27 protein-coding genes are annotated in these 25,986 nt (G+C 41.1%); 5 read left to right on the top strand and 22 right to left on the bottom strand.

Annotated features, from left to right (window positions below; translation table 11 throughout):
• Window positions 1-58: 58 nt before the first annotated feature.
• From HMPREF2655_RS00685 to HMPREF2655_RS00750, 13 genes are all read right to left on the bottom strand, one after another.
• On the bottom strand, window positions 59-901 hold the full coding sequence (locus HMPREF2655_RS00685) for an amino acid ABC transporter substrate-binding protein (protein WP_049502808.1): 843 nt from the start codon (window positions 899-901) through the stop codon (window positions 59-61).
• A 102-nt stretch (window positions 902-1,003) separates the two neighbouring features.
• Window positions 1,004-1,327 carry an AzlD domain-containing protein gene (locus tag HMPREF2655_RS00690; protein WP_000253936.1) on the bottom strand — a complete coding sequence of 108 codons (324 nt, stop codon included), beginning with the start codon at window positions 1,325-1,327 and terminating at the stop codon, window positions 1,004-1,006.
• Complete coding sequence (locus HMPREF2655_RS00695) at window positions 1,317-2,012, bottom strand: AzlC family ABC transporter permease (protein ID WP_081102826.1); 696 nt, start codon at window positions 2,010-2,012, stop codon at window positions 1,317-1,319. Before HMPREF2655_RS00695 ends, HMPREF2655_RS00690 begins: the two co-directional genes overlap by 11 nt.
• A gap of 136 nt (window positions 2,013-2,148) precedes the next feature.
• Window positions 2,149-2,757, bottom strand: a complete 609-nt coding sequence (locus HMPREF2655_RS00700; RefSeq protein WP_070837162.1) for a hypothetical protein — start codon at window positions 2,755-2,757, stop codon at window positions 2,149-2,151.
• Window positions 2,758-2,849: 92 nt separating this feature from the next.
• Window positions 2,850-3,476, bottom strand: coding sequence for a hypothetical protein (locus HMPREF2655_RS00705; RefSeq protein ID WP_070695975.1), 627 nt, complete (start codon window positions 3,474-3,476; stop codon window positions 2,850-2,852).
• Window positions 3,477-3,669: 193 nt separating this feature from the next.
• Window positions 3,670-4,896, bottom strand: a complete 1,227-nt coding sequence (locus HMPREF2655_RS00710) for an MFS transporter (RefSeq protein WP_070837164.1) — start codon at window positions 4,894-4,896, stop codon at window positions 3,670-3,672.
• On the bottom strand, window positions 4,893-7,340 hold the full coding sequence (locus HMPREF2655_RS00715; protein ID WP_257367724.1) for a class III lanthionine synthetase LanKC N-terminal domain-containing protein: 2,448 nt from the start codon (window positions 7,338-7,340) through the stop codon (window positions 4,893-4,895). Before HMPREF2655_RS00715 ends, HMPREF2655_RS00710 begins: the two co-directional genes overlap by 4 nt.
• Window positions 7,341-7,880: 540 nt before the next feature.
• On the bottom strand, window positions 7,881-8,744 hold the full coding sequence (locus HMPREF2655_RS00725) for an XRE/MutR family transcriptional regulator (protein WP_070837168.1): 864 nt from the start codon (window positions 8,742-8,744) through the stop codon (window positions 7,881-7,883).
• Window positions 8,745-8,847: 103 nt separating this feature from the next.
• Window positions 8,848-9,858, bottom strand: coding sequence for a tRNA (adenosine(37)-N6)-threonylcarbamoyltransferase complex transferase subunit TsaD (tsaD, locus tag HMPREF2655_RS00730; protein WP_000655029.1), 1,011 nt, complete (start codon window positions 9,856-9,858; stop codon window positions 8,848-8,850).
• Window positions 9,848-10,285: a ribosomal protein S18-alanine N-acetyltransferase gene (rimI, locus tag HMPREF2655_RS00735; protein ID WP_000569849.1), complete on the bottom strand. Its 438-nt coding sequence runs from the start codon at window positions 10,283-10,285 to the stop codon at window positions 9,848-9,850. Before rimI ends, tsaD begins: the two co-directional genes overlap by 11 nt.
• Window positions 10,282-10,965: a tRNA (adenosine(37)-N6)-threonylcarbamoyltransferase complex dimerization subunit type 1 TsaB gene (tsaB, locus tag HMPREF2655_RS00740; protein WP_000865687.1), complete on the bottom strand. Its 684-nt coding sequence runs from the start codon at window positions 10,963-10,965 to the stop codon at window positions 10,282-10,284. Before tsaB ends, rimI begins: the two co-directional genes overlap by 4 nt.
• A gap of 334 nt (window positions 10,966-11,299) precedes the next feature.
• Window positions 11,300-11,515, bottom strand: a complete 216-nt coding sequence (locus HMPREF2655_RS00745; RefSeq protein ID WP_000492028.1) for a hypothetical protein — start codon at window positions 11,513-11,515, stop codon at window positions 11,300-11,302.
• 552 nt (window positions 11,516-12,067) lie between these two features.
• Window positions 12,068-12,277 (bottom strand): hypothetical protein, encoded by a 210-nt coding sequence (locus HMPREF2655_RS00750; RefSeq protein ID WP_000407020.1) that lies wholly within the window; start codon window positions 12,275-12,277, stop codon window positions 12,068-12,070.
• A 237-nt stretch (window positions 12,278-12,514) separates the two neighbouring features.
• Between HMPREF2655_RS00750 and HMPREF2655_RS00755 the strand changes: the two genes are divergently transcribed.
• Together HMPREF2655_RS00755 and rnjA are read left to right on the top strand one after the other, a co-directional pair.
• Complete coding sequence (locus HMPREF2655_RS00755) at window positions 12,515-12,748, top strand: DNA-dependent RNA polymerase subunit epsilon (protein ID WP_000639582.1); 234 nt, start codon at window positions 12,515-12,517, stop codon at window positions 12,746-12,748.
• Between the two features lies 1 nt (window position 12,749).
• The gene (gene rnjA / locus HMPREF2655_RS00760; RefSeq protein ID WP_000331970.1) at window positions 12,750-14,429 is read left to right on the top strand and encodes a ribonuclease J1; all 1,680 of its coding nucleotides are present in this window, start codon (window positions 12,750-12,752) and stop codon (window positions 14,427-14,429) included.
• 64 nt (window positions 14,430-14,493) lie between these two features.
• Here the strand turns inward: rnjA and mnmG are convergent, their stop codons facing one another.
• From mnmG to HMPREF2655_RS00805, 9 genes are all read right to left on the bottom strand, one after another.
• Window positions 14,494-16,407, bottom strand: a complete 1,914-nt coding sequence (gene mnmG / locus HMPREF2655_RS00765; RefSeq protein WP_000221918.1) for a tRNA uridine-5-carboxymethylaminomethyl(34) synthesis enzyme MnmG — start codon at window positions 16,405-16,407, stop codon at window positions 14,494-14,496.
• Complete coding sequence (locus HMPREF2655_RS00770) at window positions 16,397-16,828, bottom strand: NUDIX hydrolase (RefSeq protein ID WP_000989470.1); 432 nt, start codon at window positions 16,826-16,828, stop codon at window positions 16,397-16,399. Before HMPREF2655_RS00770 ends, mnmG begins: the two co-directional genes overlap by 11 nt.
• 8 nt (window positions 16,829-16,836) lie before the next feature.
• Window positions 16,837-17,292, bottom strand: coding sequence for an NUDIX hydrolase (locus HMPREF2655_RS00775; RefSeq protein WP_000193660.1), 456 nt, complete (start codon window positions 17,290-17,292; stop codon window positions 16,837-16,839).
• Window positions 17,293-17,441: 149 nt separating this feature from the next.
• On the bottom strand, window positions 17,442-17,873 hold the full coding sequence (locus HMPREF2655_RS00780) for an SseB family protein (protein ID WP_000485110.1): 432 nt from the start codon (window positions 17,871-17,873) through the stop codon (window positions 17,442-17,444).
• A 21-nt stretch (window positions 17,874-17,894) separates the two neighbouring features.
• A complete protein-coding gene (mnmA, locus tag HMPREF2655_RS00785; protein ID WP_001282961.1) occupies window positions 17,895-19,016 on the bottom strand; it encodes a tRNA 2-thiouridine(34) synthase MnmA in 1,122 nt (373 codons plus the stop codon).
• Between the two features lie 161 nt (window positions 19,017-19,177).
• Complete coding sequence (gene argH / locus HMPREF2655_RS00790) at window positions 19,178-20,569, bottom strand: argininosuccinate lyase (protein WP_070837170.1); 1,392 nt, start codon at window positions 20,567-20,569, stop codon at window positions 19,178-19,180.
• A 27-nt stretch (window positions 20,570-20,596) separates the two neighbouring features.
• Window positions 20,597-21,793: an argininosuccinate synthase gene (locus tag HMPREF2655_RS00795; protein WP_070837172.1), complete on the bottom strand. Its 1,197-nt coding sequence runs from the start codon at window positions 21,791-21,793 to the stop codon at window positions 20,597-20,599.
• Window positions 21,794-21,808: 15 nt separating this feature from the next.
• Complete coding sequence (locus tag HMPREF2655_RS00800; protein ID WP_070837174.1) at window positions 21,809-22,615, bottom strand: ABC transporter substrate-binding protein; 807 nt, start codon at window positions 22,613-22,615, stop codon at window positions 21,809-21,811.
• A 278-nt stretch (window positions 22,616-22,893) separates the two neighbouring features.
• Window positions 22,894-23,526, bottom strand: a complete 633-nt coding sequence (locus HMPREF2655_RS00805) for an aggregation-promoting factor (RefSeq protein WP_049519245.1) — start codon at window positions 23,524-23,526, stop codon at window positions 22,894-22,896.
• Window positions 23,527-23,767: 241 nt separating this feature from the next.
• Between HMPREF2655_RS00805 and sdaAB the strand changes: the two genes are divergently transcribed.
• The 3 genes from sdaAB to HMPREF2655_RS00820 are packed head-to-tail and all read left to right on the top strand — an operon-like array spanning window position 23,768 to window position 25,977.
• Complete coding sequence (sdaAB, locus tag HMPREF2655_RS00810) at window positions 23,768-24,439, top strand: L-serine ammonia-lyase, iron-sulfur-dependent subunit beta (RefSeq protein WP_000555868.1); 672 nt, start codon at window positions 23,768-23,770, stop codon at window positions 24,437-24,439.
• An 8-nt stretch (window positions 24,440-24,447) separates the two neighbouring features.
• The gene (sdaAA, locus tag HMPREF2655_RS00815) at window positions 24,448-25,320 is read left to right on the top strand and encodes an L-serine ammonia-lyase, iron-sulfur-dependent, subunit alpha (RefSeq protein WP_045592728.1); all 873 of its coding nucleotides are present in this window, start codon (window positions 24,448-24,450) and stop codon (window positions 25,318-25,320) included.
• A 27-nt stretch (window positions 25,321-25,347) separates the two neighbouring features.
• A complete protein-coding gene (locus HMPREF2655_RS00820) occupies window positions 25,348-25,977 on the top strand; it encodes an HAD-IA family hydrolase (RefSeq protein WP_001139320.1) in 630 nt (209 codons plus the stop codon).
• Window positions 25,978-25,986: the final 9 nt, after the last annotated feature.

Raw genomic sequence — 25,986 nt, forward strand, 5'->3', positions numbered from 1 at the left:
CTATATACCTACAGAATGGAAAATCATCCATCTACCAGAGAATGGATGATTTAAAAATTTATTTAATATCAGCTTCTGCTGGCAGATAAGAACCGCCAAAGAACTGTTGAGATAGCTTTTCAAGGGTTCCATCTTTATATAATTCTTGGATGCGTTTGTCCACAAATGCCTTCAACTCATCTTGACCTTTGGCAAGAAGTGGGTATACGTAAGGTTGTTGGTCGCTTGGAAGTTCGATAACTTTCAAGTTATCCAAACCTTGGTCCTTGATGACTGTCTCTACACCGATTTTATCAAAAATCTTGTAGTCAAATCGGCCATCACTCAAACGTACCATGATTTGTTGGAAGTCCCCTTTAACGTAGTTAAGGATAGTTGGGTTATCTGAGTGTTGTTTGTTGTAGTCTTCTAGCTGTTTAGCAGATGTTGTTCCTTGAACAACTTCTGTTGATTTTCCACCGATATCATCAAACGATTTGATGCTAGAGTCATCTTTTTTCACTACAAGAACGTTAGGGTTTTTAGCAGTTGGAGCTGCATAAAGGTATTTTTCAGCACGTTCTTTAGTGTAGCTGATGTTGCTAACAGCCATTTGGTAACGATCAGCATCAAGTCCTGCAAAAACACCTGACCACTCTGTCTTCTCAAACTTGACAGTATACTTGTCAGAATCTTTAAAGATAGCGCGAACCACTTCAATCTCGTAACCAGTCAATTCGCCATTTTCTTCATAGTTGAATGGTTTTGGTGTAGCATTGGTTACAACGATAATTTCTTTTTTACTAGATGTTGCTTCACCAGATGCAGCATCTTTCTTTTCACCGCCTGAGCAAGCTACCAATACACCTGCGGCAACAAGTCCTAGGGCAGCAAGTGATGAATACTTAACGATTTTTTTCATGATATTTCCTCCAAAATAGAATACAATCTTATCTTAACAGAAAATATTTTTTTTCGCCATTATATGATACCTATCTCGGTGATAGGTTTTTTTTATGGCTGACTAAAAGACCAGACGCAAGACTGCAATCAAGACCACTCCAAAAAGAACCGTACCCACTAGATTGCGGTAGCGAAAGGCTACCCAAGCCGTTGGAAAGACTGCTAAAAAGTCCAGCCATTTGATTTGAGGAAGACTCCCAACCTTGCCAGTCACTACGCTTGAAAGGATCAAGGCAAAGATAATGGAAACAGGCAAAAACTTCAAAAAACGCTCGACGATAGCTGGCAATCCCTTGTACTTAACCAATATGAAGGGAATCATACGGGGAATCCAAGTCACTAGTCCTGAAAAGATAACGGCTAACAAAAGATATTTACTGACCATCTAAGACCACCCCCATAGTACAACCTAGCAAGGTCGCAAACAAAACAGCTAGCGACTGAGACACTACTGTCAAGAGCAAAAAGAAGGACACCGCAACAACGGCTAGGATCCACAGCAGATTCCGTACAGGAACCCGTCTTTGCATAATCTGAAATTGCGAAGTAAAAATCCCGATAAACATTCCGACAAGGGCAAAGTCCAAGCCAAAGACTTCAGGATTTGGAAGAAGCCCACCTAAAGCTGTCCCCGCAACTGTCCCAATAAACCAGGCTACATAACTATTGAGATTATTCCCGTGCATCCACATAGGATGGACCTTATCTGTATGGGCTAATTCTCCCATCAAAACCCCATAGGTCTCATCTGTCAGGAGACTGGACATACCGATATTTTGCCAGAGACTAGTATGACGGAAATAGGTCGATGCGTGTAAGCTCAATAAAAAGAGGCGCAAGTTGATCAAAAAGACCGTCATAGCAATAGCTGCCACAGGCGCTTGGACTGCAATCAGTGCCAACATGGCAAACTGGGCGCTCCCAGCATAAACAAAGAGACTCATCAAGCCCATCTCAACAGGTGTCACATAGGGCGCACCGATAATCCCACAAGCCAGACCAATGCTGACATAGCCAAGGGCAGTCGGCATGGCCGCCTGAACACCTTCCCAAAATCCTTTTTCTTTCATCCTTCTCCTCATATTCTCTCCAATTGAGGCTGTTCATCATCACAGCCACAGCACGGACTATTATAACATATTCAAAGAAGAGAAAAAAGTTTCGGATTCGAAACCTATTGCCAGAAAAAGTGCTGAAGAGGAAGCATCATGGATACATGAGAAATTGATCCACTCGGATAGTATACTTATCGGTTTCTGTTTCTGTAGCATATTTATTTTCTGTTGGATAGACATCAACCCAGAGTTCCCACTGTTGTCCTTTTAACTTGACCTTGTAGCGATAACCGTCATCATAGATGCCTACTGTCTCAGTTGTCATGGACTGGTAATCTGGGACTTCTTCAAGCTCTTTTTTTACAGTCTGGGATAAGTTATCGAGCAATGCTTGCTGCTCAGCTTTTGAGGTAACGGGAAAATAAGCCGCTACTGTTTCCAAACGATGCGATTTTGAAAAAGTAACGGTCACTCGACCGCTGTAACTTTTCCATTTAAAGTTTTCGTAGTCATAGAAAAGGCGCCCGGTTTTATAGAGATAAGGATCTTTTGCACGCCAAGGATTGTTATAGCCTGTTTCTGTCTCTTCTACTATTTCATGAGGTTTTTCAAACGCTTTTTCAAAAGATTCGAGGGGCATATTAAAAGAAACGGATTCAAACATGACCAATTGCGTCTTTTGAAACATCCGAAAAACCATTAAAGACAGCAACAATACCACTAGAGCAAGTGCCATACTCATTATTTTTGTAAATTTCATATTTCTACTATACTAAAAAACTCGGGCATTTGTCCAAGATAAAAAAGTCAACAATTAACTGACTCTTTATTCTATGGTATAGAAGGAAAGGATTACGATGCATGCCTCCGATATTGACTAATCCCAACCCCATACTCCTTATCTTCAAGCTTTTCATGATATCCAAGTTCTGTCGAATAAACCTCGACCCAGAGATCCTCCGTTTGCCCTTGTAATTTGACTTTATATTGATAAGAATCTTGATCTAGTCCTACCATTTCAACTGTCATAGACTGATAGTCTGGTAAAGATTCAATTTCTGTTTTTATAGCCTGCGATAGTTTGTCAAGTAGTTCTTTCTGTTCCATTTTTGAAGCAACAGGAAAAGAAGCCCTCGCTTCTTCCAAGGTATGCCATTTTGAAAATGTAAAATCTGCGCGGATAGTATAGCCTTCCCATCTCATATTTTCGTAATAATAGAAAAGGCGACCTGTTTTATAGAAATACGGGTCTTCTGCACGCCAAGTATCACGATAGGCCATTTCCTCCTCTTCCACGACTTTGTCAGCTGCGACAAATGTATTTTCAAAAGATTCTACAGACATATAAAACGAAAGCGATTTAAACATGACTAACTGCGTACTAGGAAATTCCAAATTTTTAAAATTTTGGTAAGATTTTATAAATAAGATTATCACTCCAAGAGCAAGCAAACCACTGATTATTTTTGTAAATTTCATATTTCTACTATACTAAAAAACTCTATGATTGACAAACTTTGATAGAGTCGGATTCCGTGGTTAGATTCTAAAATTACTTTTTCATTTAAGGTAACAAGGAATTGAGCAAGGACTATTATTAGATATTGGAGATAAGAAAAAGACTGGAGCGCCAGCCTTATCGTATGAACAAAAGTTAAATCAAAGTTCCCTACTAAATGCTCTCACGAATATTCAAGAGCATGACAAATGCGGTTAGGAGTAATAGCAATAGAATAAAGCTGACCGCTAGGGTCCCAAAACTTGTAGCAATCGTTACGAAAACGATTGTGAATAGACTTGGTAAAACAACCGTAATAGCACCAATAGAGGATTGAACCGCTCCCATTGACTCCTCAGGTATTTGTTTAAAGACGAGTTCTTGCAGTCTAGGAGAGAGTAACCCTGCGATGAAGGCATCCAAGGAGCTGAAAAGCAGAATCAAACCAAAATGAACTGTGGCAAATCCTACTAGAAGGAGTAACTGGATGACGACCGAAGCGTATAGAGCTGTTTTTATAGAAACCGTATTTTTCAGATAGCCACTCACAAGACTTCCAACAATAAGTGCTAACAATTCTAGTGTTGATAACAAAGCGAGTGATTGACCGGTTTGTAAATTCAAAAACGGTTGGATTCTTAAAAAAAGAGTCGAAATAGGAACAGTGACATTGATCACCGCTTGGCTGATAGAGACGATAAATAAAATGAAGATTACTCTATCCATATTCCAGATCAATTTCGATGATTGGAACAAATGCTGGCAAAACGATTTTATAGAAAGACCTTCTTGATAGCTAATTGTTTTTTCAACTTTCAAAAGATCATTTTTTATGAGAAGAATACCTACAAATGCTATCAGAAACGTCAGAGCGTTTAGCAAGGAAATGAACTGAATGGAAAGAATTCCTAGTAAAACCCCTCCTAGAATATTACTGATTGTCCGAACTAAACTAACTGTTGATTGTTTAAAGCCAATAGCTTCTGTCAGATGTTCTTTCCCAATGATTCTTATAAAAATAGGAGTTAGCATGGCTCCTGAAAAGTAACTCAATGTATCCGACAAGAGGTTCATCAAACAAATAAAGAATACAAGCCATAAGGAAAAGGACTGCCCTGAAAGCGAAAGTGCAACTATAGAATAAAGTACAAATTTGACAAAACTAATAAGCGTATACTTTAGAACACGATGATGTTGAAAGTCAGCCAAAACTCCCATAAAGATTTGCAGAACTTGAGGAACAGTCTCTGAAATCGTAATGAGTAAAATTGCCAAGGGGGCAAACGAAGCGTCTGCTACATAATTCAAAAAAGCAAGATAAAAAATCGTATCCCCAACCGTCGAAATCCACTGGTTGATGGTTAATTGCCTAAAATCTCTATTTTGAATAAATACTTTCATCGCAACTCCTTTTTGAATTCAAATGGGAAGTTCTTCCCAAGGATAGACCAATAAATCCCTAGATTTCCGATTCCAAAATCAAATAATGTATCTGAACTTTCTTCACATTCAAATACCAAAATACCATTTTTATCTCTTTTGGATCTACTTAATAAAATCTCAATTACATTCTCACGTAAATTTAAATTATCCTGATAGTTTAGAGTTTGCAACAAACTGGATAAACCATGACAATAACAACTTGACTGAATAAGATTGAATTTGAAAGCAAGTTGTTGAAATCTTGAAATTATTTTTGAATACCTTTTATCATATAATAATTCAAAATAAAGTAAGATTCCTGAAGTTCCTTCGCACCACGATAGTTCTAAATTTGTAGGAGTTGCATTTAGTCTACTATATTCATTTTCTAACAGATTTTCTAACAGATTATTAAATACATTAATACTATTTTCGTAAGCTACCTTAAATTCAAATTCCGAATTATAAATTGAAATTACGTATGCAATCCCAGCTAAACCATGTGCAAAATTACATTCTTTTAAACTATTAACATTTTGTATCTCTTCTACAAAATATAAATATAACTCCTCTATTTTTTCTCTAATAAATTTCATACTATCGACATCATTGAAATTTATACAGTATTTCATAATACTCAATAAAACACCTGACTTTCCTAAAGCAAAGTCAAATACTTCAACTTTCTGATAATTACTTATCAAGTCTTTATAAATTTCTCTAGTTTTATCTATAATCAATTCTCTACTTGGATTGTTGCTGGCAAATTTTTTATAGAACTCTAATAATGCCCAAAGATATCCAGAAGAACCAAATAAAATTGAATAACCATTTAAATACCCATTTCCTTTATTTTGATTTCCTTCAGAGATAAGCCACTCGATAATTCTACCATTGTCAGAAATGTCTCTCATGTGTGATAAATAAAACAAATATCCTGATAAGCCATGTTGAAACGATACTGGACTAACAAATTCTCCAAATTCATTTGAATTTAGTATCCTACTTTCTCTATTCATATTTAATGAAAGAAGATAGTTAATAAGTGTCTCATTTTCAATTTGAAAATCGAATGAGGAATTAACTCTCTTTGAATGAAATCCTATATTTTCATCTTCAAAATCGTTTATATACTTCATCTTCTCGAATCGGTCTAACTTCTCTTGTTCACTTAAATTCAATAAATACATCAACCAGTTAAATTGCGATTTAGTTATGTTCCCAATTTCTTTCTCCATATACATACAAGACTTGATTTTATCTAAAGCAGTTATATTTAAGAAGACGTCCTCTCCTTCAAATATTAAAACATGCTCGCGCATAATCGCCAAACTCAACATTGCAAGTGCAAAATAATCCTGTTGAATGGTACAAATTTTTGAGGAACAATCAGTATTTATCATGAATTTTGTAGCAGCTCTTCTAACAGTATTATTTTTGTTTGTAAAATTTTCTAGGTCTATTAACCTAACACGACCAAAATCATCCAATATAAAGTTTGTTGGAGAAATATCCACTGCTAAATATCCTTCAGCATGAATGTCATTAATAATATCAATTATATTATTAATAATTACATTTTTTTCGATATCAATATTTTTTAAATCAAAAAAATTATATCCTGGTATAAACTTTTGCACTACGAAGTAATCTTCATTGACATAAAACTCTTCAATTAATTCTGTCGTATAGGACTTGTTCTGAAATACTTTCAAATTTGTTGCTTCATTCTTTAATTCATCAATTGCAGAGAAACCATCATCCCAACTATAAACATATGGTCGTGCATGTTTTATTATCACTTTCTGATTACTATTTTTTACTACAGCTCTGTAAACATTTCCTCTATTGGATTTTTTCAGAATACACTCGATATTATAGTGATTTAAAGGGTGATTCTCTGGAATTCCCGGGGAGGGTTTAAATAATTTATTTTTTTCCACATCAGTAAATAAATCCTTAACCCCTTCTGGCAAATACGGATAATTTAATCTCAGATCCTCTACTAATTCTCCTCTACTATTTTTCATCATGTAGACAATTTTATTTTCAGAAAAATTGTAGTTTTTAATTGCTTTAAACGCCCCATATCTATAATGTATTGGAGAATGTTCACCACATTGAAAATCTGATAAAATCCTTGGAGCTTTATAGTTTTCTAACTTTTCTTTTAGATTTAATATTATTCGTTTGGCCTGCTTCCTACTAGACGGATATATAGTGATAAACTTATTTGCAGTAGGAGAAACTTCCCTCGGAGAATTCAATTTTTTTAACTCATCCAAACAATCTAGAACTTTGTAGTTACATCTTTCCTTCTCCAGCTCTTGTGCAACAATATAAAAAATATTACAAGCGTCTTTTAGTTGACTGCTTACATGAAGTTTCCATCCCTGTGTAAGTTTATTGTTACTATACTTCACAAATAACCACCCATTTTTATGGTAAGTGTCAACTTGTATTTTATTCAGCATTGTTTGTAATCTATCCATAAATATAATAAATACATTATCTCTAAAATGAAATTAAGGATAGTTAATTAGTAATTAACTATCCTTAATTTTAACCAATTATTCTTAAAGAGCAGTAAATGAGCAAGTCCACTTACAAACTTCACGTGATACAGTAATTACTGGCTCTTCAGGTAACAATTCAAGTTCCATTAGATTATGCATTTCTTTTCTCCTTTAATTATTTTTCTTTGTAAACCACTTCTGCAACCTAGGATTTGCTTCAAATGTCTTACAAGGACAGTATAACACAGAAATTAGCTCATTTTAGAAAATCGCATATTTGATATTTTTTCTCATGGAAATTTCACATTTGCGATTTTTGTAGATTTGACTCTTTCCCTGATATAATGAAGGTACTACTCACAAGGAGGGATATAATGATGAAAAAAAGCAAAATCCAACTGATACTCCTACTTATTTTAGAGTGGGTTATTGTCATTCCTTTTCTAACTAATCGATAAGCTCTTTGTATTGCTGCAAACGCAATTCAAAAAGGGCTGTTAATTGTGGATTTTCTAATATTTGCAGAGATTGGATAAAGTGTTCAATCTCTTTTTGATTGCTCCCCTTGGTTTGAAGGAATACACTCATCTTCTTTAAAAACTGCAATGATACTTTCTCAAAAACATCATATGGCCGGAGCATACTCTCCAACTCGGCTTCAAAGATTGGGATGTAAGAGAAAAGCTTACGCTCCATGAGCTCTGAGATGATATTAAGATAACCACTTTTCATATACAATTGATTGTGTACCAACTCTTTAAATTCCTTGGATTTTTCAAGTAAAGAGGTGGATAAAAAAATCAGATCTTGATTACTTAAGAAAGGCATGGTATTGCAAAAAAGATAGAGTTCAAACCAGGTCCAAGACTCGATAGCATAGAGGTAGCTAGTCAAAAACTCACTATCCTCTTCTTCTAGCGGATAGTTTTTATCCAAGGAATGGATAGCATCTTTGATCACAATAGCATTCAAACGACGATAGGTCTGCGCCATCTGTTCCTGCTCGACTTCCTCTAATAGTTTCTCTAAGCCAGCTATATCTTGATGGGCAAAACGATCTACAACCTTTCGTCCAAATCGCATGTGTGGGGATTCCTGATAATTATTAAGCTTGTGTCCAAACTCATCGAAGGTCACATTTATCCCTTGGATAGCTAGTATCAGTTTATCTGCAGACAGCATAGACTGTCCCAGTTCAAACTTGGATAGCTGGGATGCTGTCAGCCCATCACAAGCCACATCTGACTGCTTGAGTTTTCTCGCCAGGCGCAGTTCCTTGTAAAACTCTCCCAATTCCATTCTCTCAATCATCTGACCACCTCCTAATTTTTACATATTATATCATCATTTTTACAGATTTGTCAAAATATTCTGACACTTTCTGGAGTAAAAAAGCCAGCTTCAAGCTGACTCTTTATTCTATGGTATCAAAGGCGAGACTCGGTTTGGCATTGAGATCCAAGCCTGCAAAGTTTTCTTTATTCCACTCGCTGACGCTGGCATAGGCAATCATACCTGCATTGTCTCCGCAAAGGCGTAGGGGTGGGATGATGACCTTGACATCTGTGATTTCGGTTGCTAGGCGTTCTCTGAGACCTTTATTAGCTGCCACGCCACCGGCTACGACTAGGGTTTTAACAGGGTATTTTTCTAAGGCTTTCTTGGTTTTTGCCATAAGAATATCCATGACTGCTGCTTGAAAGGAAGCTGACAGATCTTCCTTGGACAAGCTCTCTCCCTTTTGCTCAGCATTGTGGTGAAGATTGATAAAGGCAGACTTGAGACCTGAGAATGAAAACTCCAGGTTATCTTCCTTAATCATAGCACGAGGAAAGTCATAAATATCCTGTCCCTGATGAGCTAGCTCATCAATCTCGCGACCTGCTGGATAGGTCAAGTCCATGACACGGCCAACCTTATCATAGGCCTCACCAACCGCATCGTCTCGTGTCTCCCCAACAATTTTATAATCACCAGCCTCGGAAACATAGACCAACTCGGTGTGTCCTCCGCTGACCAAGAGTGCCAACAAAGGAAACTCCAAAGGCTCCACACTCTGAGCTGCCATGAGGTGACCAGCCATGTGATTAACGGGAATCAGCGGAAGTCCATGTGCCCAAGCAAAGGCCTTAGCAGCTGATAAACCAACTAGTAAGGCTCCAACCAAGCCCGGTCCATAAGTAACGGCAACGGCTGTTACGTCATCTTCGGTAATTCCTGCTTCTGCCAGTGCTTCCTCGATACAGGCTGTAATAACCTCGACATGGTGACGACTGGCCACTTCTGGCACTACGCCCCCAAAGCGTTTGTGACTCTCAATTTGACTAGCAATGACATTGGACAAGAGCTCATCATCGTTTTTCAGTACGGCGACACTGGTCTCATCACAGGATGTCTCAAATGCTAAAATGTATCTATCCTTCATCTATTTCTCTCTTCATGATGATGGCGTCCTCGACTGGGTCATGGTAGTAGGCCTTTCGCTCAGCGATGACCGCCATCTTTTCTTTCTTGTAAAATGCTTGCGCTCGTTGGTTTGACTTTCTGACTTCGAGGAAAATTTCTTTGTCGGCAGGCAAAAAGTCAAACAAGGCTGTCGCGATTTTCTGCCCCTGATAGGCTTTTTTGACAGCGATTTGCAAGACTTCTGCCTCAAAGAGATTCTCCTGAACAGCTAGAAAGCCAATCACTTCTGCCCCATCATAAGCCACAGCATACCATGTCTGGTCTTGAGACAGGTCTGCTTGGATTTGTTCCAGGGTCCAAGGACTGACTGGGTAAACAGCTGCCATGACAGCGTAGATGGCTTGAGCTAGGGCAGGTCGCTGTTGGATTCGTTTGATTTCTATCATAGGCGTTTAATGTAAGACTCACCAGACTCGGTATGGTTCTTGAGCCAGTTTTCCTCAGCTTCTACACGCTTGAGATAGTTTGGTACAAAATCGTGCAAGGAGTCTGCTTTCTTGTCCCATGCCCAAAGAGCTAGATTAGCTGCATTTGGCAAGGTTTCCTGGTAACTAGCTTGTGGTAGCTGTTCTTGGATCTGCTCCACAAAGGGGCCAACTTCTCCAACAAAGGTCACCTGTTCAGCATCCGTGACTTTTTCTAGCACTTCCGCAAAGGACAAGTGTGCTTCTGGCATGACAGGTTTGGCATTTTCATAAAATCCTGCATAAACATTGTTGCGACGCGCATCCATCAGGGGAACAAGTAAGCCTTCTTGTTGGCGCGGTACCAGAGACAAAAGACTCGACATACCAATTAACTCAATGTTCAGGGTATGAGCCAAGGTCTTGGCAGTTGCTACCGCAATTCGTAAGCCTGTGTAGCTACCTGGGCCTTCAGCCACCACGATTCGATCCAAATCCTTAGGTGTCCAATCCAGACTGGCCATCAAAAAATCGATGGCAGGCATGAGGGTAATACTGTGATTCTTCTTAATATTAATCGTCGTCTCGGCAAGAACCTGCTTGTCCTCTAAAATGGCTAGAGAAAGAGCCTTGCTGGACGTATCAAAAGCTAATACTTTCATAACACATTCCTATCTTTTTGTCTGTTTACTATTATACTACAAAAGCCAGCGCATGGGAATTTTCTTTGTTTTGAAACAAAAGAGGCCTGCCACTTAGACAAGCAATTCTACACAAAAAATTTAAAAAAGTTATATCTTTTTTGAATAGAAAAGTGAACAAGGAAATTGAAAGGTTCTTTGTAAAAAATTTGGATCATGCATTTATGTTTCAACTCGATTTTCGATTTGAGAAATCATCGTCATAACAATAAAGATAGCACCTAAAAATAGAAAAAGTCCATCCCATCTATCAAGACGAGGTGGATTTTCTGTATATTTAGATGAATAATTGACTTTAGGCATTTAAACCAAAGTAGAAAACGAACCAGACAACATAGGTGACCAGGAGAAGAAAAATTGAATAGAGCGTCACAAAAGCAAGCTTCCAAAGGAACTTTGTTTTGCGGTGTTCCAGATGCACAAACAGGGCATTCCCCCCATAGACACAAGCTACAAAGACTACAAACATCAAGAGGCGAACCCCTACTGCAAATTCAAACAAACTAAACATTCTTAATCCTCCTTCTGGTATTCCTTTTTTATTTAAACTGTTGACAATGTTGGTCTATCAATGTTAAAATGTAATTCAACATTGGTAGGAAAATCAGGTTGAGTCGTTGACTCTTCGGGTTGCAGTGCTATCCCTGAAACTTTGGTTTCTAAAGAACTGAAATTGCGATTGAACAATTCGCCCCCAGTGTTAGATGGCTCTTGACTTCGGTCAGGAGCTTTTTGATGCTTTTAAAGTTGATTCCCTCAGTAAGTTATAGTAAAATATAAATATTGAGAGGATAACGTAGGGCGACTGGTAACAGAGCGTTCAAAGGTACCAACTTCTGGTACGGGTGTGGGACTGCCCTCAGCTTTGAGCTGTAAAGACCCCTGACTACCATTGGTCCTCTCTTTTTGCTTACTCTTAAATTAAGTGCTTGTCTTTACCTTTTAGTAAGCGCTCCACTCCATGCTATTTCTACATCGTTATACTTATAGATTGACTTCTTAGCCTCATAGATGATAGAATTAAGTAAAGGCTGAGATCGAGTTTGATTTGGTGACAAGTCATTCAAAGGTTGCGATGCATTCGCTTCAGGTAGAGGTGCTGCCATCTGGACTGCTCCAGGAAAATCCCCGAGTTTTGTCTCAGCCTTTTTATTTGCTCTTGAGATTTCTCAAGAGCTTTTTCTTTTTTCAAAGATATCATTCTGCCCCAACCATCTACACCAACGATTAATGAAACTAGAACTGTATTCTTCCTCAAACCTACTATCTCCATAGATTCCCCCTTTAATTATAACACCTAAGCGCTCTCCGACCAAATCCTACCTGTCTTTTTGTTCCTTCTTCCCCTCCCGACTTTCTCCATTTCCGTCTTTTACTAATTTTTCATTTTGTGGTATAATTGAAATAATTGTAACGAATCAAGGTCAATCTAGACACAAAATGGAATGAAATCAAGCAAATCTCTGCTAAAAGTTTGGAATAAGCTGACCTGTAAATAGAAAGGAACTATATGATTTACAAAGTTTTTTATCAAGAAACAAAAGAACGTAGCCCACGTCGTGAAACAACACGCTCACTTTACCTAGACATCGATGCCAACTCAGAACTTGAGGGCCGTATCGCTGCTCGCCAACTTGTCGAAGAAAACCGCCCAGAGTACAACATCGAGTATATCGAACTCTTGTCTGACAAATTGCTAGATTACGAAAAAGAAACTGGCGCTTTCGAGATTACGGAGTTCTAATATGGCCTACACTCTTAAACCTGAAGAAGTCGGCGTTTTTGCCATCGGTGGTCTGGGAGAAATCGGGAAAAACACATACGGAATTGAATACCAAGACGAGATTATCATCGTCGATGCTGGGATTAAATTCCCAGAAGATGACTTGCTGGGTATCGACTATGTCATTCCTGATTACTCTTACATCGTAGACAATATCGACCGCGTCAAGGCTGTCTTGATCACACACGGACACGAGGATCACATCGGTGGGATTCCTTTCCTGCTCAAGCAAGCAAATGTCCCTATCTACGCTGGACCGCTTGCCCTGGCTTTGATCCGTGGAAAACTCGAAGAACATGGTCTCTTACGCAACGCCAAACTATACGAAATCAACCACAACACTGAGTTGACCTTTAAAAATCTCAAGGCAACTTTCTTTAGAACCACTCACTCCATTCCAGAGCCTTTAGGGATTGTCATTCATACCCCTCAAGGGAAAATCGTCTGTACAGGTGACTTCAAGTTCGACTTCACCCCAGTTGGTGAACCAGCGGACTTGCACCGGATGGCAGCCCTTGGTGAAGAGGGTGTGCTCTGCCTCCTCTCTGACTCGACAAATGCAGAAGTGCCAACCTTTACCAACTCTGAAAAAGTCGTTGGTCAGTCCATCATGAAGATCATTCAAGGTATTGAAGGACGTATCATCTTTGCATCCTTTGCCTCAAATATCTTCCGTCTCCAGCAAGCAACGGATGCCGCTGTTAAGACTGGACGCAAGATTGCGGTCTTTGGTCGTTCGATGGAAAAGGCCATTGTCAACGGGATCGAGCTTGGCTACATCAAAGCTCCTAAGGGAACCTTTATCGAGCCAAATGAAATCAAAGACTACCCCGCTGGCGAGGTTCTGATCCTTTGTACAGGTAGTCAAGGGGAGCCGATGGCAGCCCTCTCTCGTATCGCTAACGGAACCCACCGTCAGGTGCAACTCCAACCCGGCGATACCGTTATCTTCTCTTCTAGCCCAATCCCTGGAAACACCACTAGCGTCAACAAGCTGATTAACATCATTTCTGAAGCTGGTGTCGAAGTCATCCACGGTAAGATTAACAATATCCACACCTCTGGACACGGTGGTCAGCAAGAGCAAAAACTCATGCTCCGTTTGATCAAGCCCAAATACTTCATGCCTGTCCACGGTGAATACCGTATGCAGAAAGTCCATGCTGGACTAGCGGTGGATACGGGTGTCGAGAAGGACAATATCTTTATCATGAGCAATGGTGATGTGCTTGCCCTTACTGCTAACTCAGCTCGTATCGCAGGTCACTTCAATGCCCAAGATATCTATGTCGATGGAAATCGTATCGGTGAAATCGGCGCTGCTGTCCTCAAAGACCGTAGAGATCTATCTGAAGATGGTGTCGTTCTAGCAGTCGCAACTGTTGACTTCAAGTCTAAAATGATCTTGTCTGGGCCTGATATCCTCAGCCGAGGCTTTGTCTACATGAGAGAATCTGGAGACTTGATTCGCCAAAGCCAGCGCATCCTCTTCAATGCAATTCGTATCGCGCTGAAGAACAAAGATGCTAGCGTGCAATCTGTCAATGGTGCCATTGTCAACGCCATTCGCCCCTTCCTCTATGAAAATACAGAACGTGAACCGATTATCATCCCTATGATCCTCACACCAGATGAAGAATAATACTCTTTGATTTTCATTGAATACAAGTCAAAAAAAACAGCCCCGTCTTCGGAGCTGTTTTTCTCTATGCTTTTTTTTCTTGATTTTTAGAAATACTACGATTTTTACCTTCCAGATACACCATCAAAATAGAAATATCTGCTGGATTTACTCCCGAAATACGGCTAGCTTGGCCGATGGTTTCTGGATTGATGAGTTTGAACTTCTGACGGGCTTCTGTCGCAATCGAGTCAATATCATCCCAGTCGATATTGGCTGGAATGCGTTTTTCTTCCATGCGTTTCATCTTGGCAACCTGATCCATGGCTTTGGAAATGTAGCCTTCGTACTTGATTTCTGTTTCAATCAATTCGATAATCTTGTCATCCAAGTCCTCTGCAGCAGGTCCGATAAAGGTCACCACATCTTGGTAAGACACTTCTGGGCGACGAAGGAATTCCTTTGCTGTCACCGCATCAGTCAATGGTTTGAAGCCCATCTCCTCAACCTTGGCATTGGTTTCCTTGACTGGCTTGAGTTTGATGCTGTCTAAACGCTTCATTTCATTGTCAAATTGATTTTTCTTGATTTCAAAACGAGCCCAGCGTTCATCATCAACGAGGCCAATCTTGCGCCCCATCTCTGTCAAACGCATATCGGCATTGTCATGACGGAGGATGAGACGGTATTCAGCACGACTGGTCAAGAGACGATAGGGTTCAATAGTTCCCTTGGTCACCAAGTCATCAATCATCACCCCGATATAACCGTCGCTTCGCTTCAAAATCAACTCTGGCTTGCCTTGGATTTTTAGAGCCGCATTGATACCAGCGATAATCCCTTGGCCAGCAGCTTCTTCGTAACCTGACGTTCCATTTGTCTGACCAGCAGTAAAGAGTCCTGAGATTTTCTTGGTTTCCAAAGTCGCACGCAACTGGTGTGGCAAGACCATGTCGTACTCAATGGCATAACCTGTTCGCATCATCTCTGCATTTTCCAGACCTTTGATAGAATGAACCAAGTCACGCTGTACATCCTCTGGCAGACTGGTTGATAGACCTTGAACATAAACTTCCTCTGTATTGCGCCCTTCTGGCTCAAGGAAAAGTTGGTGGCGTTCCTTGTCCGCAAAGCGCACAATCTTGTCTTCAATTGACGGACAGTAACGAGGTCCCACTCCCTTGACCACACCTGTAAACATAGGCGCACGGTGGAGGTTGTTTTGGATAATCTCATGACTGGTACCATTGGTGTAGGTCAACCAGCATGGCACCTGGTCCTTGACATAGTCCTCATCACGTGAAGTGTAGGAGAAGTGATTTGGCGCTTCATCTCCTGGCTGAATCTCTGTCACATCGTAGTTGATAGAAGAAGCCTTGACACGTGGAGGCGTTCCTGTCTTGAAACGACCGATTTCGAGGCCCAATTCCTTGAGATTATCAGCTAGGTTAATAGAAGCAAGACTGTGATTAGGACCTGATGAGTACTTGAGGTCTCCGATGATGATTTCCCCACGGAGGGCTGTTCCTGTGGTTACAATAACCGCTTTTGCTCCATACTCTTGATGGGTAGCTGTACGCACACCGACAACCTTGCCATCTTCCACCAAAATTTCATCAATCATGGTTTGACGAAGGGTGAGATTTTCTTGATTTTCAACTGTCTTGCGCATCTCCTTAGAGTAAAGCTCCTTGTCAGCTTGCGCACGAAGGGCACGGACAGCTGGACCTTTCCCAGTATTGAGCATCTTCATCTGGATGTAAGTCTTGTCAATGGTTTTGGCCATCTCGCCACCGAGGGCATCGACTTCACGCACGACAATCCCCTTGGCAGAACCACCGATTGAAGGGTTACAAGGCATGAAAGCCAGCATTTCAATGTTGATGGTCGCAAGCAAGACCTTACAGCCCATACGGCTGGCTGCTAGAGATGCTTCTACCCCCGCGTGCCCCGCACCAATTACAATAATATCGTATTCTTCCGTAAAATTATAAGTCATTTCTTAACCTTTCAAAAATTTCTCGCAAATAAGGAACTAACTTCTCCTCCTCTAGAGCTTGATCCATAGTAACCCATTTAAAGTGTGTATGCTCTTCAGGATCTAATCTGATAATTGGCTTCTCCCCAATCCACTCTGCTTTATAAACTAAGCGAGTAAAAACCGTATCCTTAGAGGTATCCAGTTGACTATCTTCGTGAAGAAGTTTGAGCGAACTGCTATCTAGCCTAACTCCCGCTTCTTCAATGCATTCTCTAAGAGCACCATCTCGCGGAAGTTCACCCTTTTCAACCCCGCCACCAGGAATATCCCAGTAAGTTGGATAAACGTTGGGTTCTCCTCTTTTAATTTCCGAACGCTGAATGAGCAAATAATCACCACCACTATGAACAAGTACATGGGCAATAAGCTTAACCATCATTTTCTCTCCTATTCCTCAAGATGAATGTGTTTTAGTTGGCCGTTCCATTCTGGTAGGGCTGTTTTTAAAAAGGCTGGAACTAGCTGGATATTCTGGAGCTGATCCAAATCAATCCACTCACAAGGTTGCCTTTTCACATCTTCCTGCATGGTCAATGGAGCTTCTTCAAGCAAATTCACCAGGTAATGAAACTCGATGTTGTGATAGGAAACACCGTCCTGTTCAAAACGATTTTCAACCACGAAAGCTAGCTGCCCAGCTTGAGCTTTGACACCTAGTTCTTCCTTCACTTCACGGACTACCGCGTCTTCCGTGCTTTCATTGACTTGAATCGCACCGCCGATAGTGTAATATTTACCCTTGTCTTTAGTAACTAGGAGCTTGCCATTTTGGAGAATCAAGGCTGCCGCCCGAACACCAAAGACCGTGTCTCCCACTGTTGTCCGAAAGTCTTGTTGAGTCATTTTTGTCCTTTCCCTTAAACGACACAAAAACAGTCAAAACTCCAAAGAAGTGCAGGACAAAAAAGCCTGCAACATCCATGAGCTTTGACCATCATTTCTATTGCTTTTATTATTGTAGCAAATTGAGAAAATTTGTCAATCTAAATGTACTATAATTGGCGAATCGCTTCAAAAGCTCCTTTGTCAATCTCGACTGGGTCAGAGAAGGCATCCAGAACAATCCCTCTCACCGGAAACTCCCCTATCTCTTCCGCAACAGATAAACAGTCCGTAAGAGGTAATTGCAACCAGGAAAAACGGTCATAATAGTCCCTGGGAATATCTTGTTCAGTTAAGAAACAAGGATAGAAGTAGTCGTCTCCCTTTCGCAGAATATCCGGTTTTAGTCGTACCCCTTCTTGTTCATCACTCTCATCCAGAAGATTCGGATTGAAGGGGACCCAGACTTTAGCTTGTTTCAATTCCTTGAACAAGGCTTCAATTGACTCTGTCGTTTTCTCTCTCAAATACTCTTTCTTATAGTCAGAGAGGCTCATTGTTTGCTCTTTTTTAGCCGTTTTTTTCTTAAAAAACTGAAACATTCTCTTTCCTCTTAGAAAATCTTAAATGTACTGACAAACCTGTCCATCGCGGTAGGCATTGTCAATCAAACCGCCACCGAGACACTCATCGCCATCGTAAAAGACAACTGCCTGTCCTGGTGTGATGGCGCGTTGCGGTTCCGCAAAGATGACCTCTGCCTTATCTCCTTTGACATGTACTGTCACCTTAGAATCAGGCTGACGGTAGCGGAATTTAGCCGTACATTCTAGCGTAAATTCCTCTGGCATCTCACGAGTAAAATGAACTTGACTGGCTTCTAGGCTGGTTGACATAAGCGAATCATGGTAGAAACCTTGGCCGACATAGAGGATATTCTTGCTCAGGTCTTTTCCAACAACGAACCAAGGAGCATTGTCTCCGCCGTGTTGGCCACCGATACCGAGTCCGCCACGCTGACCAATCGTATAATACATAAGGCCGGCATGCTCACCCATATCGCGACCATCCACAGTCATCATGCGACCAGGCTGAGCTGGCAGATAGTTGCTGAGAAAGTTTTTAAAGTTCTTTTCTCCGATAAAGCAAATCCCTGTCGAGTCTTTCTTCTTAGCAGTCGCAAGTCCTGCTTCTTCTGCGAGTCTGCGAACTTCAGGCTTTTCCAGATGTCCCAAGGGGAACATGGTTTTTTGGAGTTGTTCTTGCGAAAGTTGACTGAGGAAATAGGTCTGGTCCTTGCCATTGTCCACGCCACGAAGCATGTGAACGATGCCATCCTCATCACGCGCCACTCGGGCATAATGCCCAGTCGCTACATAGTCTGCTCCCAAGGTCATAGCATAGTCCAAAAAGGCCTTGAACTTGATTTCCTTGTTGCACATAACATCTGGATTTGGCGTGCGTCCTGCACGGTATTCCGCTAGGAAATACTCAAAAACGCGGTTCCAGTACTCTTTTTCAAAATTGACAGAGTAGTAAGGAATGCCAATCTGGTCTGCCACCGCAGCCACATCCTTGTAATCTTCGGTCGCCGTACAGACGCCGTTTTCATCTGTGTCATCCCAGTTCTTCATGAAGATACCGATCACATCGTAGCCCTGCTCCTTGAGCAAGAGAGCCGTCACCGACGAATCAACACCACCACTCATCCCTACAACAACACGTGTTTTAGAGTTATCACTCATGGTAAGTCTCCCATCTATTCGTTTATTCACGATTGAAGGTCGTGTGTGCTTCAACGATTGAAGGTCGCTTGAGCAGTATTCATTATAACACGCTTGGTTGGAGAAGACAAGAAAGAGGCTGATAAATCATCTCAACCTCTCTTTCTTACTTTGCAAACGAATCAATTTTTCCCTTTAAGTTCTTTCTTCGCTTGTTCTATCTGGTATTTCACTTGCTCAAAGCCGGTTCCTCCTAAGGAATTCCGTCTCTGAACAGCGGTTTCTGGGCGCAAGTAGATATAAATATCCTCTTCAATCAAGGGATGGTAGACTTGCAACTCCTCCAAATCCCAATCTTGGATGTTTTTACCATGCTTGATAGAGTCTAGAACCAATTTCCCTACTATTTCATGCGCTTCTCTAAAAGGGAGTCCTTTTTCAGCCAAATAATCTGCCAGTTCGGTCGCATTCGAAAAATCATTCTCTGTAGATTGCTGCATTTTGGCCTTATTAACCTGCATGCTCGATAGCATACCTGCCAACACATCCAGAGAATTTAAAATCGTGTCTACTGTATCAAACATGCCTTCCTTGTCCTCTTGCAAATCCTTATTATAGGCCAGAGGCAAAGACTTCATGACGGTCAATAGTCCGAGTAAGTGCCCGTAAACCCGTCCTGTCTTCCCTCGAATCAATTCGGCCATATCAGGATTTTTCTTCTGGGGCATGATAGACGAACCCGTTGAAAAGCTATCAGACAAGCTAATGTACTGATACTCAAAACTGCACCAATTGATGATTTCCTCACAAAAACGACTCATATGCATCATCAAAATGCTGGCATTTGACAGAAATTCCAAGATAAAATCACGGTCACTCACTGCGTCCAAGGAATTGGTATAGGGTTGTTGGAAACCCAATAAATCACTCGATAATTGACGATCGATTGGAAAAGTTGTCCCCGCCAAGGCAGCCGCACCCAGGGGAGATAGGTCCGTATGTTTCAAGTTAAATGCAAAGCGTTCGCTGTCCCTTTGAAACATATTGTAATAAGCCATGAGATGATGGGCAAAACTAATCGGTTGGGCGTGCTGCAAATGGGTATAGCCTGGCATGATGGTTTCCACATGTTTTTCAGCCAAATCCAGCAAAACACTGTTCAGATTCGCCAACTTATCCAAGACATGGCCAAGCTGCTCCTTTAGATATAAGTGCATATCCGTTGCGACTTGGTCATTCCGAGAACGAGCCGTATGTAGTTTCCCAGCCAGAGGACCGATTTTCTCTGTCAGCAACACTTCCATATTCATATGAATATCTTCATTTGCAATATCAAAATGAAGCTCCCCTGCCTCTAAATCTCGCAACAAAGCTTGCAGACCATCTTGGATCTGCTCTGCCTCTTCCAAGCTTAAAATGCCAGTCTGTCCTAGCATTTGAACATGAGCTAGGGAACCCATCAAATCAAATTTTGCCAGCTGATGATCAAAGGAAATACTCGCACCGAACTGTTCTACCCACTCTTCCACAGTGCCTTCAAATCGACCACCCCATAATTTTGTATTTTTCGACATATCCTGTCGTCCCTTTCTATCGCGTCACTACTCAACATTTTTCTGAACTTCTGAATAAACCTTAGTCGGAAGCCCCCAAAGCTTGATAAATCCAACAGCCGAATCTTGGTCAAAGGTATCCGCACTGGTATAAGTCGCCAAGTTTTCATCATAAAGAGAATTTGGAGATTTCCGAGCCACTACCTGGGCGTTCCCCTTATAAAGTTTAACTTTTGCAGTTCCATTGACGACCTTCTGTGTCTCCTTGATATAGGCAATCAAAGCCTGAGTTGCTGGGCTAAACCACAAGGCATTATAGATGAGATTGGACAACTCATTTTCGATAATGGGTTTGAAATGAGCCACTTCTCTCACAAGAGTCAAGTCTTCAATCTCCTTATGAGCTGCCAATAAAGTCACAGCACCTGGGCACTCATAAATCTCTCTTGACTTAATACCGACTAGGCGATTTTCCACATGGTCAATACGACCAACACCGTGTTTGCCCGCAATTTCATTGAGCTTTTGAATCAAAGCCGCCACTTTCATCTTTTCTCCATTGAGGGAGATGGGCACCCCGCAGCTAAACTCAATGTCAATAAATTCTGGACTGTCTGGTGCCTCTTCTGGCGAAGATGTGATTCCAAATGCTTCTTCTGGTGCTTGGTTCCAAGGGTTTTCCAAAACACCACATTCATTTGCACGTCCCCAAAGATTTTGATCGACAGAGTAAGGATTGTCAAGGTCAGCAGGAACTGGAACACCGTTTTCTTTGGCATATTGGATTTCTTCTTCACGAGACCATTTCCACTCACGAACAGGCGCAACTACCTTTAGATTGGGATCCAAAGCTGCAATAGAGACTTCAAATCGAACTTGGTCGTTTCCCTTGCCTGTACAACCATGGGCAATTGTGGTTGCCCCCGTCTGATGAGCTATTTCAACGAGTTTTTTTGAAATAAGAGGACGACTCAGAGCAGATACCAAGGGATACTTCTGTTCGTAGTAGGCATGTGCCTGAAGGGCCACTAATACATAGTCATTAGCAAATTCTTCCTTAACATCAATGACATAAGACTCTACAGCCCCAACCTTGAGAGCTTTATCGTGGATGAACTCCAAATCTTTTCCTTCACCCACATCCATACAAACAGCGATCACATCATAGTCTTTTTTTAACCATGTAATAGCAACTGATGTATCCAATCCACCTGAATAGGCTAAAATGACCTTTTCCTTACTCATTTCTCTTCCTTCTTTCTATTTTTCGATAGAGGCTTTAAAAGCATCGTCAATCAATTTGTCCAACTCCCCAGAATCCTTCAATTTCTGGATGGTTTTGTCAACCGCTTCTTTCAATTCCTTACTGTCTTTTTTCATCGCAACAGCGTAGGAATCTTCCTTGTCATTGTCAAAATCAAACTCAGCGATGGCTAGGTCTGGATTATTCTCTACAAATCCTTTCGCCACTGGTTCCTCAAAGATAACCGCATCTAGTTGCCCTGATTTCAAATCTGTTATCAAATTTCCATTTTTAGGAAGTGAAACGAGAGAAGAATCCTGCAAGGTTTCTTTAGCCAGAGTTTCCTGGATAGAACCTTTCTGCGCTCCAATCTTTTTCTGAGCCAAATCCTTGACTGATTGGTAATTCGTTAAGTCAGATTTTCTTACGATAACCTTATTTTTCGAAGTATAGTAGGGAATTGAAAAATCGTAAACTTGACTTCTCTCTTCCGTTTTAGAAACACCTGATATGGCAAGATCGGCCTTACCTGAATCAAGACTAGCCAGTACATTGTCAAAACTCATTGGAGAGAACTCCACTTCTACACCTAGTTCCTTTGCGATGGCTTTGGCTAGCTCAACATCTGAACCTACAATCTGATTTTTCCCATCAACCAATTTCTGGTATTCAAATGGAGCAAACTCTGGATTTAGGGCCACCACCAATTTTCCTTTAGCCTTAATGGCTTCAACACCTTGGGATTGAGTGTTACTACAAGCAAATAATAAGGGAAACATAAGCAAACCAAACATCGTCATCAACACCTTCTTCACTTTATTCATAGAAGATCCTCCTTTTATTTTTATACTTTATTATTGTATAAATAATACTCCTCTCATTTTCGTTTGTCAAGAAAAAACTGTATTTTATTTCATTTAAATCAAGAAAAAGCTTATTATATGATATATTTTTACACATAATAAGCTTATTTATACTGTTTGAGTTTTAAAACAATTTGAAGAATTTAGTCGAAATTATACAAACAGAGCATTGCTGAGAAGATCGTTACGCTTTTTGTTATAGAGAAACAAAAAAAGAGCCCTAAAGGACTCTTTTATTCTTAATACCAACCGTTGTTAAGCCAGAAGTTCTTGGCAGCTGTCCATGAACCGTAACGTCCTGCAACGTAGGCATCTGCTACACGTTCTTGGTTTTCAGCTGAGTAGTCACCGTTCAAGTATGAATCTGTCAATTGGTAACGTCCGATGTAACGTCCGTTTGTAGCAGTGTAGCTACCACCTGATTCTTTTTGAGCGATCCATTCTTTGGCTTCTGCTTCAGAACCACTTACAGTAGAAGCTGCTGCAGTGTTGCTTTCTGCTGCTGGAGCTGCTGGAGTTGCAGGTGCAGCTGGGGCCTCATAGGTTGTTGTTGCTGCTGGAGCTTCTTCAACTGTTTCTGTAGCTACTGGAGCTGTTTCTTCCGTTGTTGCTGCTGGAGCTACAGTTGAAGCTGTTCCTTCGATAACCAAAACTTGGTCAACATAGATAAGGTGAATATCTTTGATGTTGTTTTTTGCCGCCAATTTTTCAACAGTTGTGTTGTACTTCTCAGCGATTTCTGAAAGAGTATCACCTGATTTAACTGTGTAAGTTACAGTTTCTTGGGCAGATGCAAGTGATGGAGCAAAGAAAGCAAGCAAAGCTGCTACTCCTGCGATAGTTGTTTTAATTTTTTTAGTTGTTAATGACATATCTAAAAATTCTCCTTCCATTGGATATATCTATGATACCTTTTAAATGTTACCGTTGTTTAACGGTTTTATGTAGAAATATTACAAAAATGTTTTATATTTACCGTTTTAAGGAGGTTTTTGTCACAAAAGACCTTATTTTATACTATCTTTAATCATTTTAAGCTTTTGATAAGGGAAATAAGCGCAGAGGTCCATTCTTTGATATAATAGATATAAGAATCTTTGTAAGGGGAAACAGATGCACTCACTTCGTTTTCAATCTGTCTTTGACATTATCGGACCAGTTATGATTGGCCCATCAAGTAGCCATACTGCTGGAGCTGTTCGCATCGGGAAAATCGTCTCTTCCATCTTTGATGATACGCCGACAGAAGTCGAATTCCAATTATTTAATTCATTTGCCAAAACCTACCGTGGTCATGGAACCGACCTTGCTCTCGTCGCTGGTATATTAGGTATGGATACGGACGATCCCGACATTCCAAATAGCCTAGAGATTGCCCATAAACGTGGTATCAAGATTGTCTGGACCATTCAGAAAGACAGCAATGCCCCTCATCCTAATACCACTAAAATTACTGTGAAGAATGAACACAAATCCATTAGTGTGACAGGAATTTCCATCGGTGGAGGAAATATCCAAGTTACGGAACTTAACGGCTTTGCTGTCTCTCTCAACATGAACACACCGACCATCATCATCGTGCATCAGGATGTTCCGGGTATGATTGCCCATGTTACTGAAGCCCTCTCTCGTTTTGATATCAATATCGCTCAGATGAATGTGACTCGGGAAAAAGCTGGAGAAAAAGCCATCATGATTATCGAAGTTGATAGTCGAAGTTGCGAAGAGGCGATTGAAGAAATCCGAAAAATTCCTCATCTCCACAATGTCAATTTCTTTAAGTAGGAGGAAACATGTTTTATTCTATCAAAGAATTGGTCGAGCAAGCGGATCTAGACTTCCAAGGAAATGTCGCCGAACTCATGATTGCGACAGAATATCAACTAACTGGTCGGGAACGGCCAGAAGTTCTCCTCCTCATGGAACGCAATCTAGAAGTCATGAAAGCCTCTGTCGAGCTCGGCCTCAGTGAAAACAAATCTCGTAGTGGCTTAACGGGTGGAGACGCGGCCAAACTAGACCGACATCTCAAAAGTGGCAAGGCCTTATCTGACTTTACCATCCTATCAGCAGCCCGAAATGCCATAGCGGTCAATGAACACAATGCGAAGATGGGCTTGGTCTGCGCCACTCCAACCGCAGGAAGTGCCGGCTGTCTGCCAGCCGTTCTCACTGCTGCTATCCAAAAATTAGACCTTACCCACGAAGAACAGCTAGATTTCCTCTTTGCTGCTGGTGCCTTTGGACTAGTCATCGCAAACAATGCTTCTATCTCAGGTGCTGAAGGTGGCTGTCAGGCCGAAGTCGGCTCTGCCTCTGCCATGAGTGCTGCAGCCTTGACCTTGGCTGCAGGTGGAACGCCCTATCAGGCTAGCCAAGCCATTGCCTTTGTCATTAAAAATATGCTAGGCCTTATCTGCGATCCCGTCGCTGGTTTGGTCGAAGTTCCCTGTGTTAAGCGCAATGCCATGGGGGCTAGCTTTGCCTTTATCGCGGCTGATATGGCCTTGGCAGGTATCGAGTCTAAGATCCCTGTTGACGAAGTCATCGATGCCATGTACCAAGTCGGATCCAGCCTCCCAACTGCCTTTCGTGAAACAGCTGAGGGTGGACTTGCCGCTACACCTACTGGTCGTCGCCTACAAAAAGAAATCTTCGGAGAATAAGCTTATCTATATCTATTAGGAGAAACTATGCCCTCTATCTCAGCAATCTTTTTTGATCTAGACGGAACCCTGGTTGACAGTTCCCTCGGGATCCACAATGCCTTTACCCATACCTTTAAAGAGCTAGGAGTTCCAAGCCCTGATGCCAAAACCATTCGTGGTTTCATGGGCCCGCCACTTGAAAGTAGCTTTGCAACGTGTCTTCCCAAGGAACAAATCTCAGAAGCTGTGCAGATATACCGCTCTTACTACAAGGAAAAAGGAATCCACGAAGCCCAACTCTTCCCCCGAATAACAGAATTGCTTCAAGAGCTTTCGCAAAACTACCCTCTATACATCACTACAACAAAGAATACTCCTACTGCTCATGATATGACTAAAAATCTGGGAATCCATCATTTCTTTGATGGCATTTACGGCTCTAGTCCTGAAACGCCACATAAGGCAGATGTCATCCGTTACGCCTTGCAAACGCATCAACTCCATGCAGACCAAGTCCTCATCATTGGGGATACCAAGTTTGATATGATTGGAGCCCAAGAAACTGGCATTAAAAAGTTTGCTGTTACTTGGGGATTTGGAGAAGAGGCTGATTTACTCAGCTATCAGCCTGACTGGATTGCCCATACCATTGATGATATCATTAGCCAGCTCTAACCATACAAA

The organism is Streptococcus sp. HMSC066F01 (assembly GCF_001837335.1).
GTDB lineage: Bacteria > Bacillota > Bacilli > Lactobacillales > Streptococcaceae > Streptococcus > Streptococcus oralis_S.

Coding starts and splice junctions, on each gene's coding strand:
- HMPREF2655_RS00805 (WP_049519245.1), bottom strand. CDS start 23,526: ATGTCATTAACAACTAAAAAAATTAAAACAACTATCGCAGGAGTAGCA.
- tsaB (WP_000865687.1), bottom strand. CDS start 10,965: ATGAAAGTATTAGCTTTTGATACGTCCAGCAAGGCTCTTTCTCTAGCC.
- HMPREF2655_RS00750 (WP_000407020.1), bottom strand. CDS start 12,277: ATGGAGATAGTAGGTTTGAGGAAGAATACAGTTCTAGTTTCATTAATC.
- sdaAA (WP_045592728.1), top strand. CDS start 24,448: ATGTTTTATTCTATCAAAGAATTGGTCGAGCAAGCGGATCTAGACTTC.
- HMPREF2655_RS00770 (WP_000989470.1), bottom strand. CDS start 16,828: ATGATGGTTAAGCTTATTGCCCATGTACTTGTTCATAGTGGTGGTGAT.
- HMPREF2655_RS00690 (WP_000253936.1), bottom strand. CDS start 1,327: ATGGTCAGTAAATATCTTTTGTTAGCCGTTATCTTTTCAGGACTAGTG.
- HMPREF2655_RS00745 (WP_000492028.1), bottom strand. CDS start 11,515: ATGTTTAGTTTGTTTGAATTTGCAGTAGGGGTTCGCCTCTTGATGTTT.
- HMPREF2655_RS00685 (WP_049502808.1), bottom strand. CDS start 901: ATGAAAAAAATCGTTAAGTATTCATCACTTGCTGCCCTAGGACTTGTT.
- HMPREF2655_RS00725 (WP_070837168.1), bottom strand. CDS start 8,744: ATGATTGAGAGAATGGAATTGGGAGAGTTTTACAAGGAACTGCGCCTG.
- HMPREF2655_RS00780 (WP_000485110.1), bottom strand. CDS start 17,873: ATGTTTCAGTTTTTTAAGAAAAAAACGGCTAAAAAAGAGCAAACAATG.
- argH (WP_070837170.1), bottom strand. CDS start 20,569: ATGTCGAAAAATACAAAATTATGGGGTGGTCGATTTGAAGGCACTGTG.
- HMPREF2655_RS00695 (WP_081102826.1), bottom strand. CDS start 2,012: ATGAAAGAAAAAGGATTTTGGGAAGGTGTTCAGGCGGCCATGCCGACT.
- HMPREF2655_RS00755 (WP_000639582.1), top strand. CDS start 12,515: ATGATTTACAAAGTTTTTTATCAAGAAACAAAAGAACGTAGCCCACGT.
- HMPREF2655_RS00705 (WP_070695975.1), bottom strand. CDS start 3,476: ATGAAATTTACAAAAATAATCAGTGGTTTGCTTGCTCTTGGAGTGATA.
- rnjA (WP_000331970.1), top strand. CDS start 12,750: ATGGCCTACACTCTTAAACCTGAAGAAGTCGGCGTTTTTGCCATCGGT.
- mnmG (WP_000221918.1), bottom strand. CDS start 16,407: ATGACTTATAATTTTACGGAAGAATACGATATTATTGTAATTGGTGCG.
- rimI (WP_000569849.1), bottom strand. CDS start 10,285: ATGATAGAAATCAAACGAATCCAACAGCGACCTGCCCTAGCTCAAGCC.
- mnmA (WP_001282961.1), bottom strand. CDS start 19,016: ATGAGTGATAACTCTAAAACACGTGTTGTTGTAGGGATGAGTGGTGGT.
- HMPREF2655_RS00710 (WP_070837164.1), bottom strand. CDS start 4,896: ATGAAAGTATTTATTCAAAATAGAGATTTTAGGCAATTAACCATCAAC.
- HMPREF2655_RS00795 (WP_070837172.1), bottom strand. CDS start 21,793: ATGAGTAAGGAAAAGGTCATTTTAGCCTATTCAGGTGGATTGGATACA.
- HMPREF2655_RS00820 (WP_001139320.1), top strand. CDS start 25,348: ATGCCCTCTATCTCAGCAATCTTTTTTGATCTAGACGGAACCCTGGTT.
- sdaAB (WP_000555868.1), top strand. CDS start 23,768: ATGCACTCACTTCGTTTTCAATCTGTCTTTGACATTATCGGACCAGTT.
- HMPREF2655_RS00775 (WP_000193660.1), bottom strand. CDS start 17,292: ATGACTCAACAAGACTTTCGGACAACAGTGGGAGACACGGTCTTTGGT.
- HMPREF2655_RS00800 (WP_070837174.1), bottom strand. CDS start 22,615: ATGAATAAAGTGAAGAAGGTGTTGATGACGATGTTTGGTTTGCTTATG.
- HMPREF2655_RS00700 (WP_070837162.1), bottom strand. CDS start 2,757: ATGAAATTTACAAAAATAATGAGTATGGCACTTGCTCTAGTGGTATTG.
- tsaD (WP_000655029.1), bottom strand. CDS start 9,858: ATGAAGGATAGATACATTTTAGCATTTGAGACATCCTGTGATGAGACC.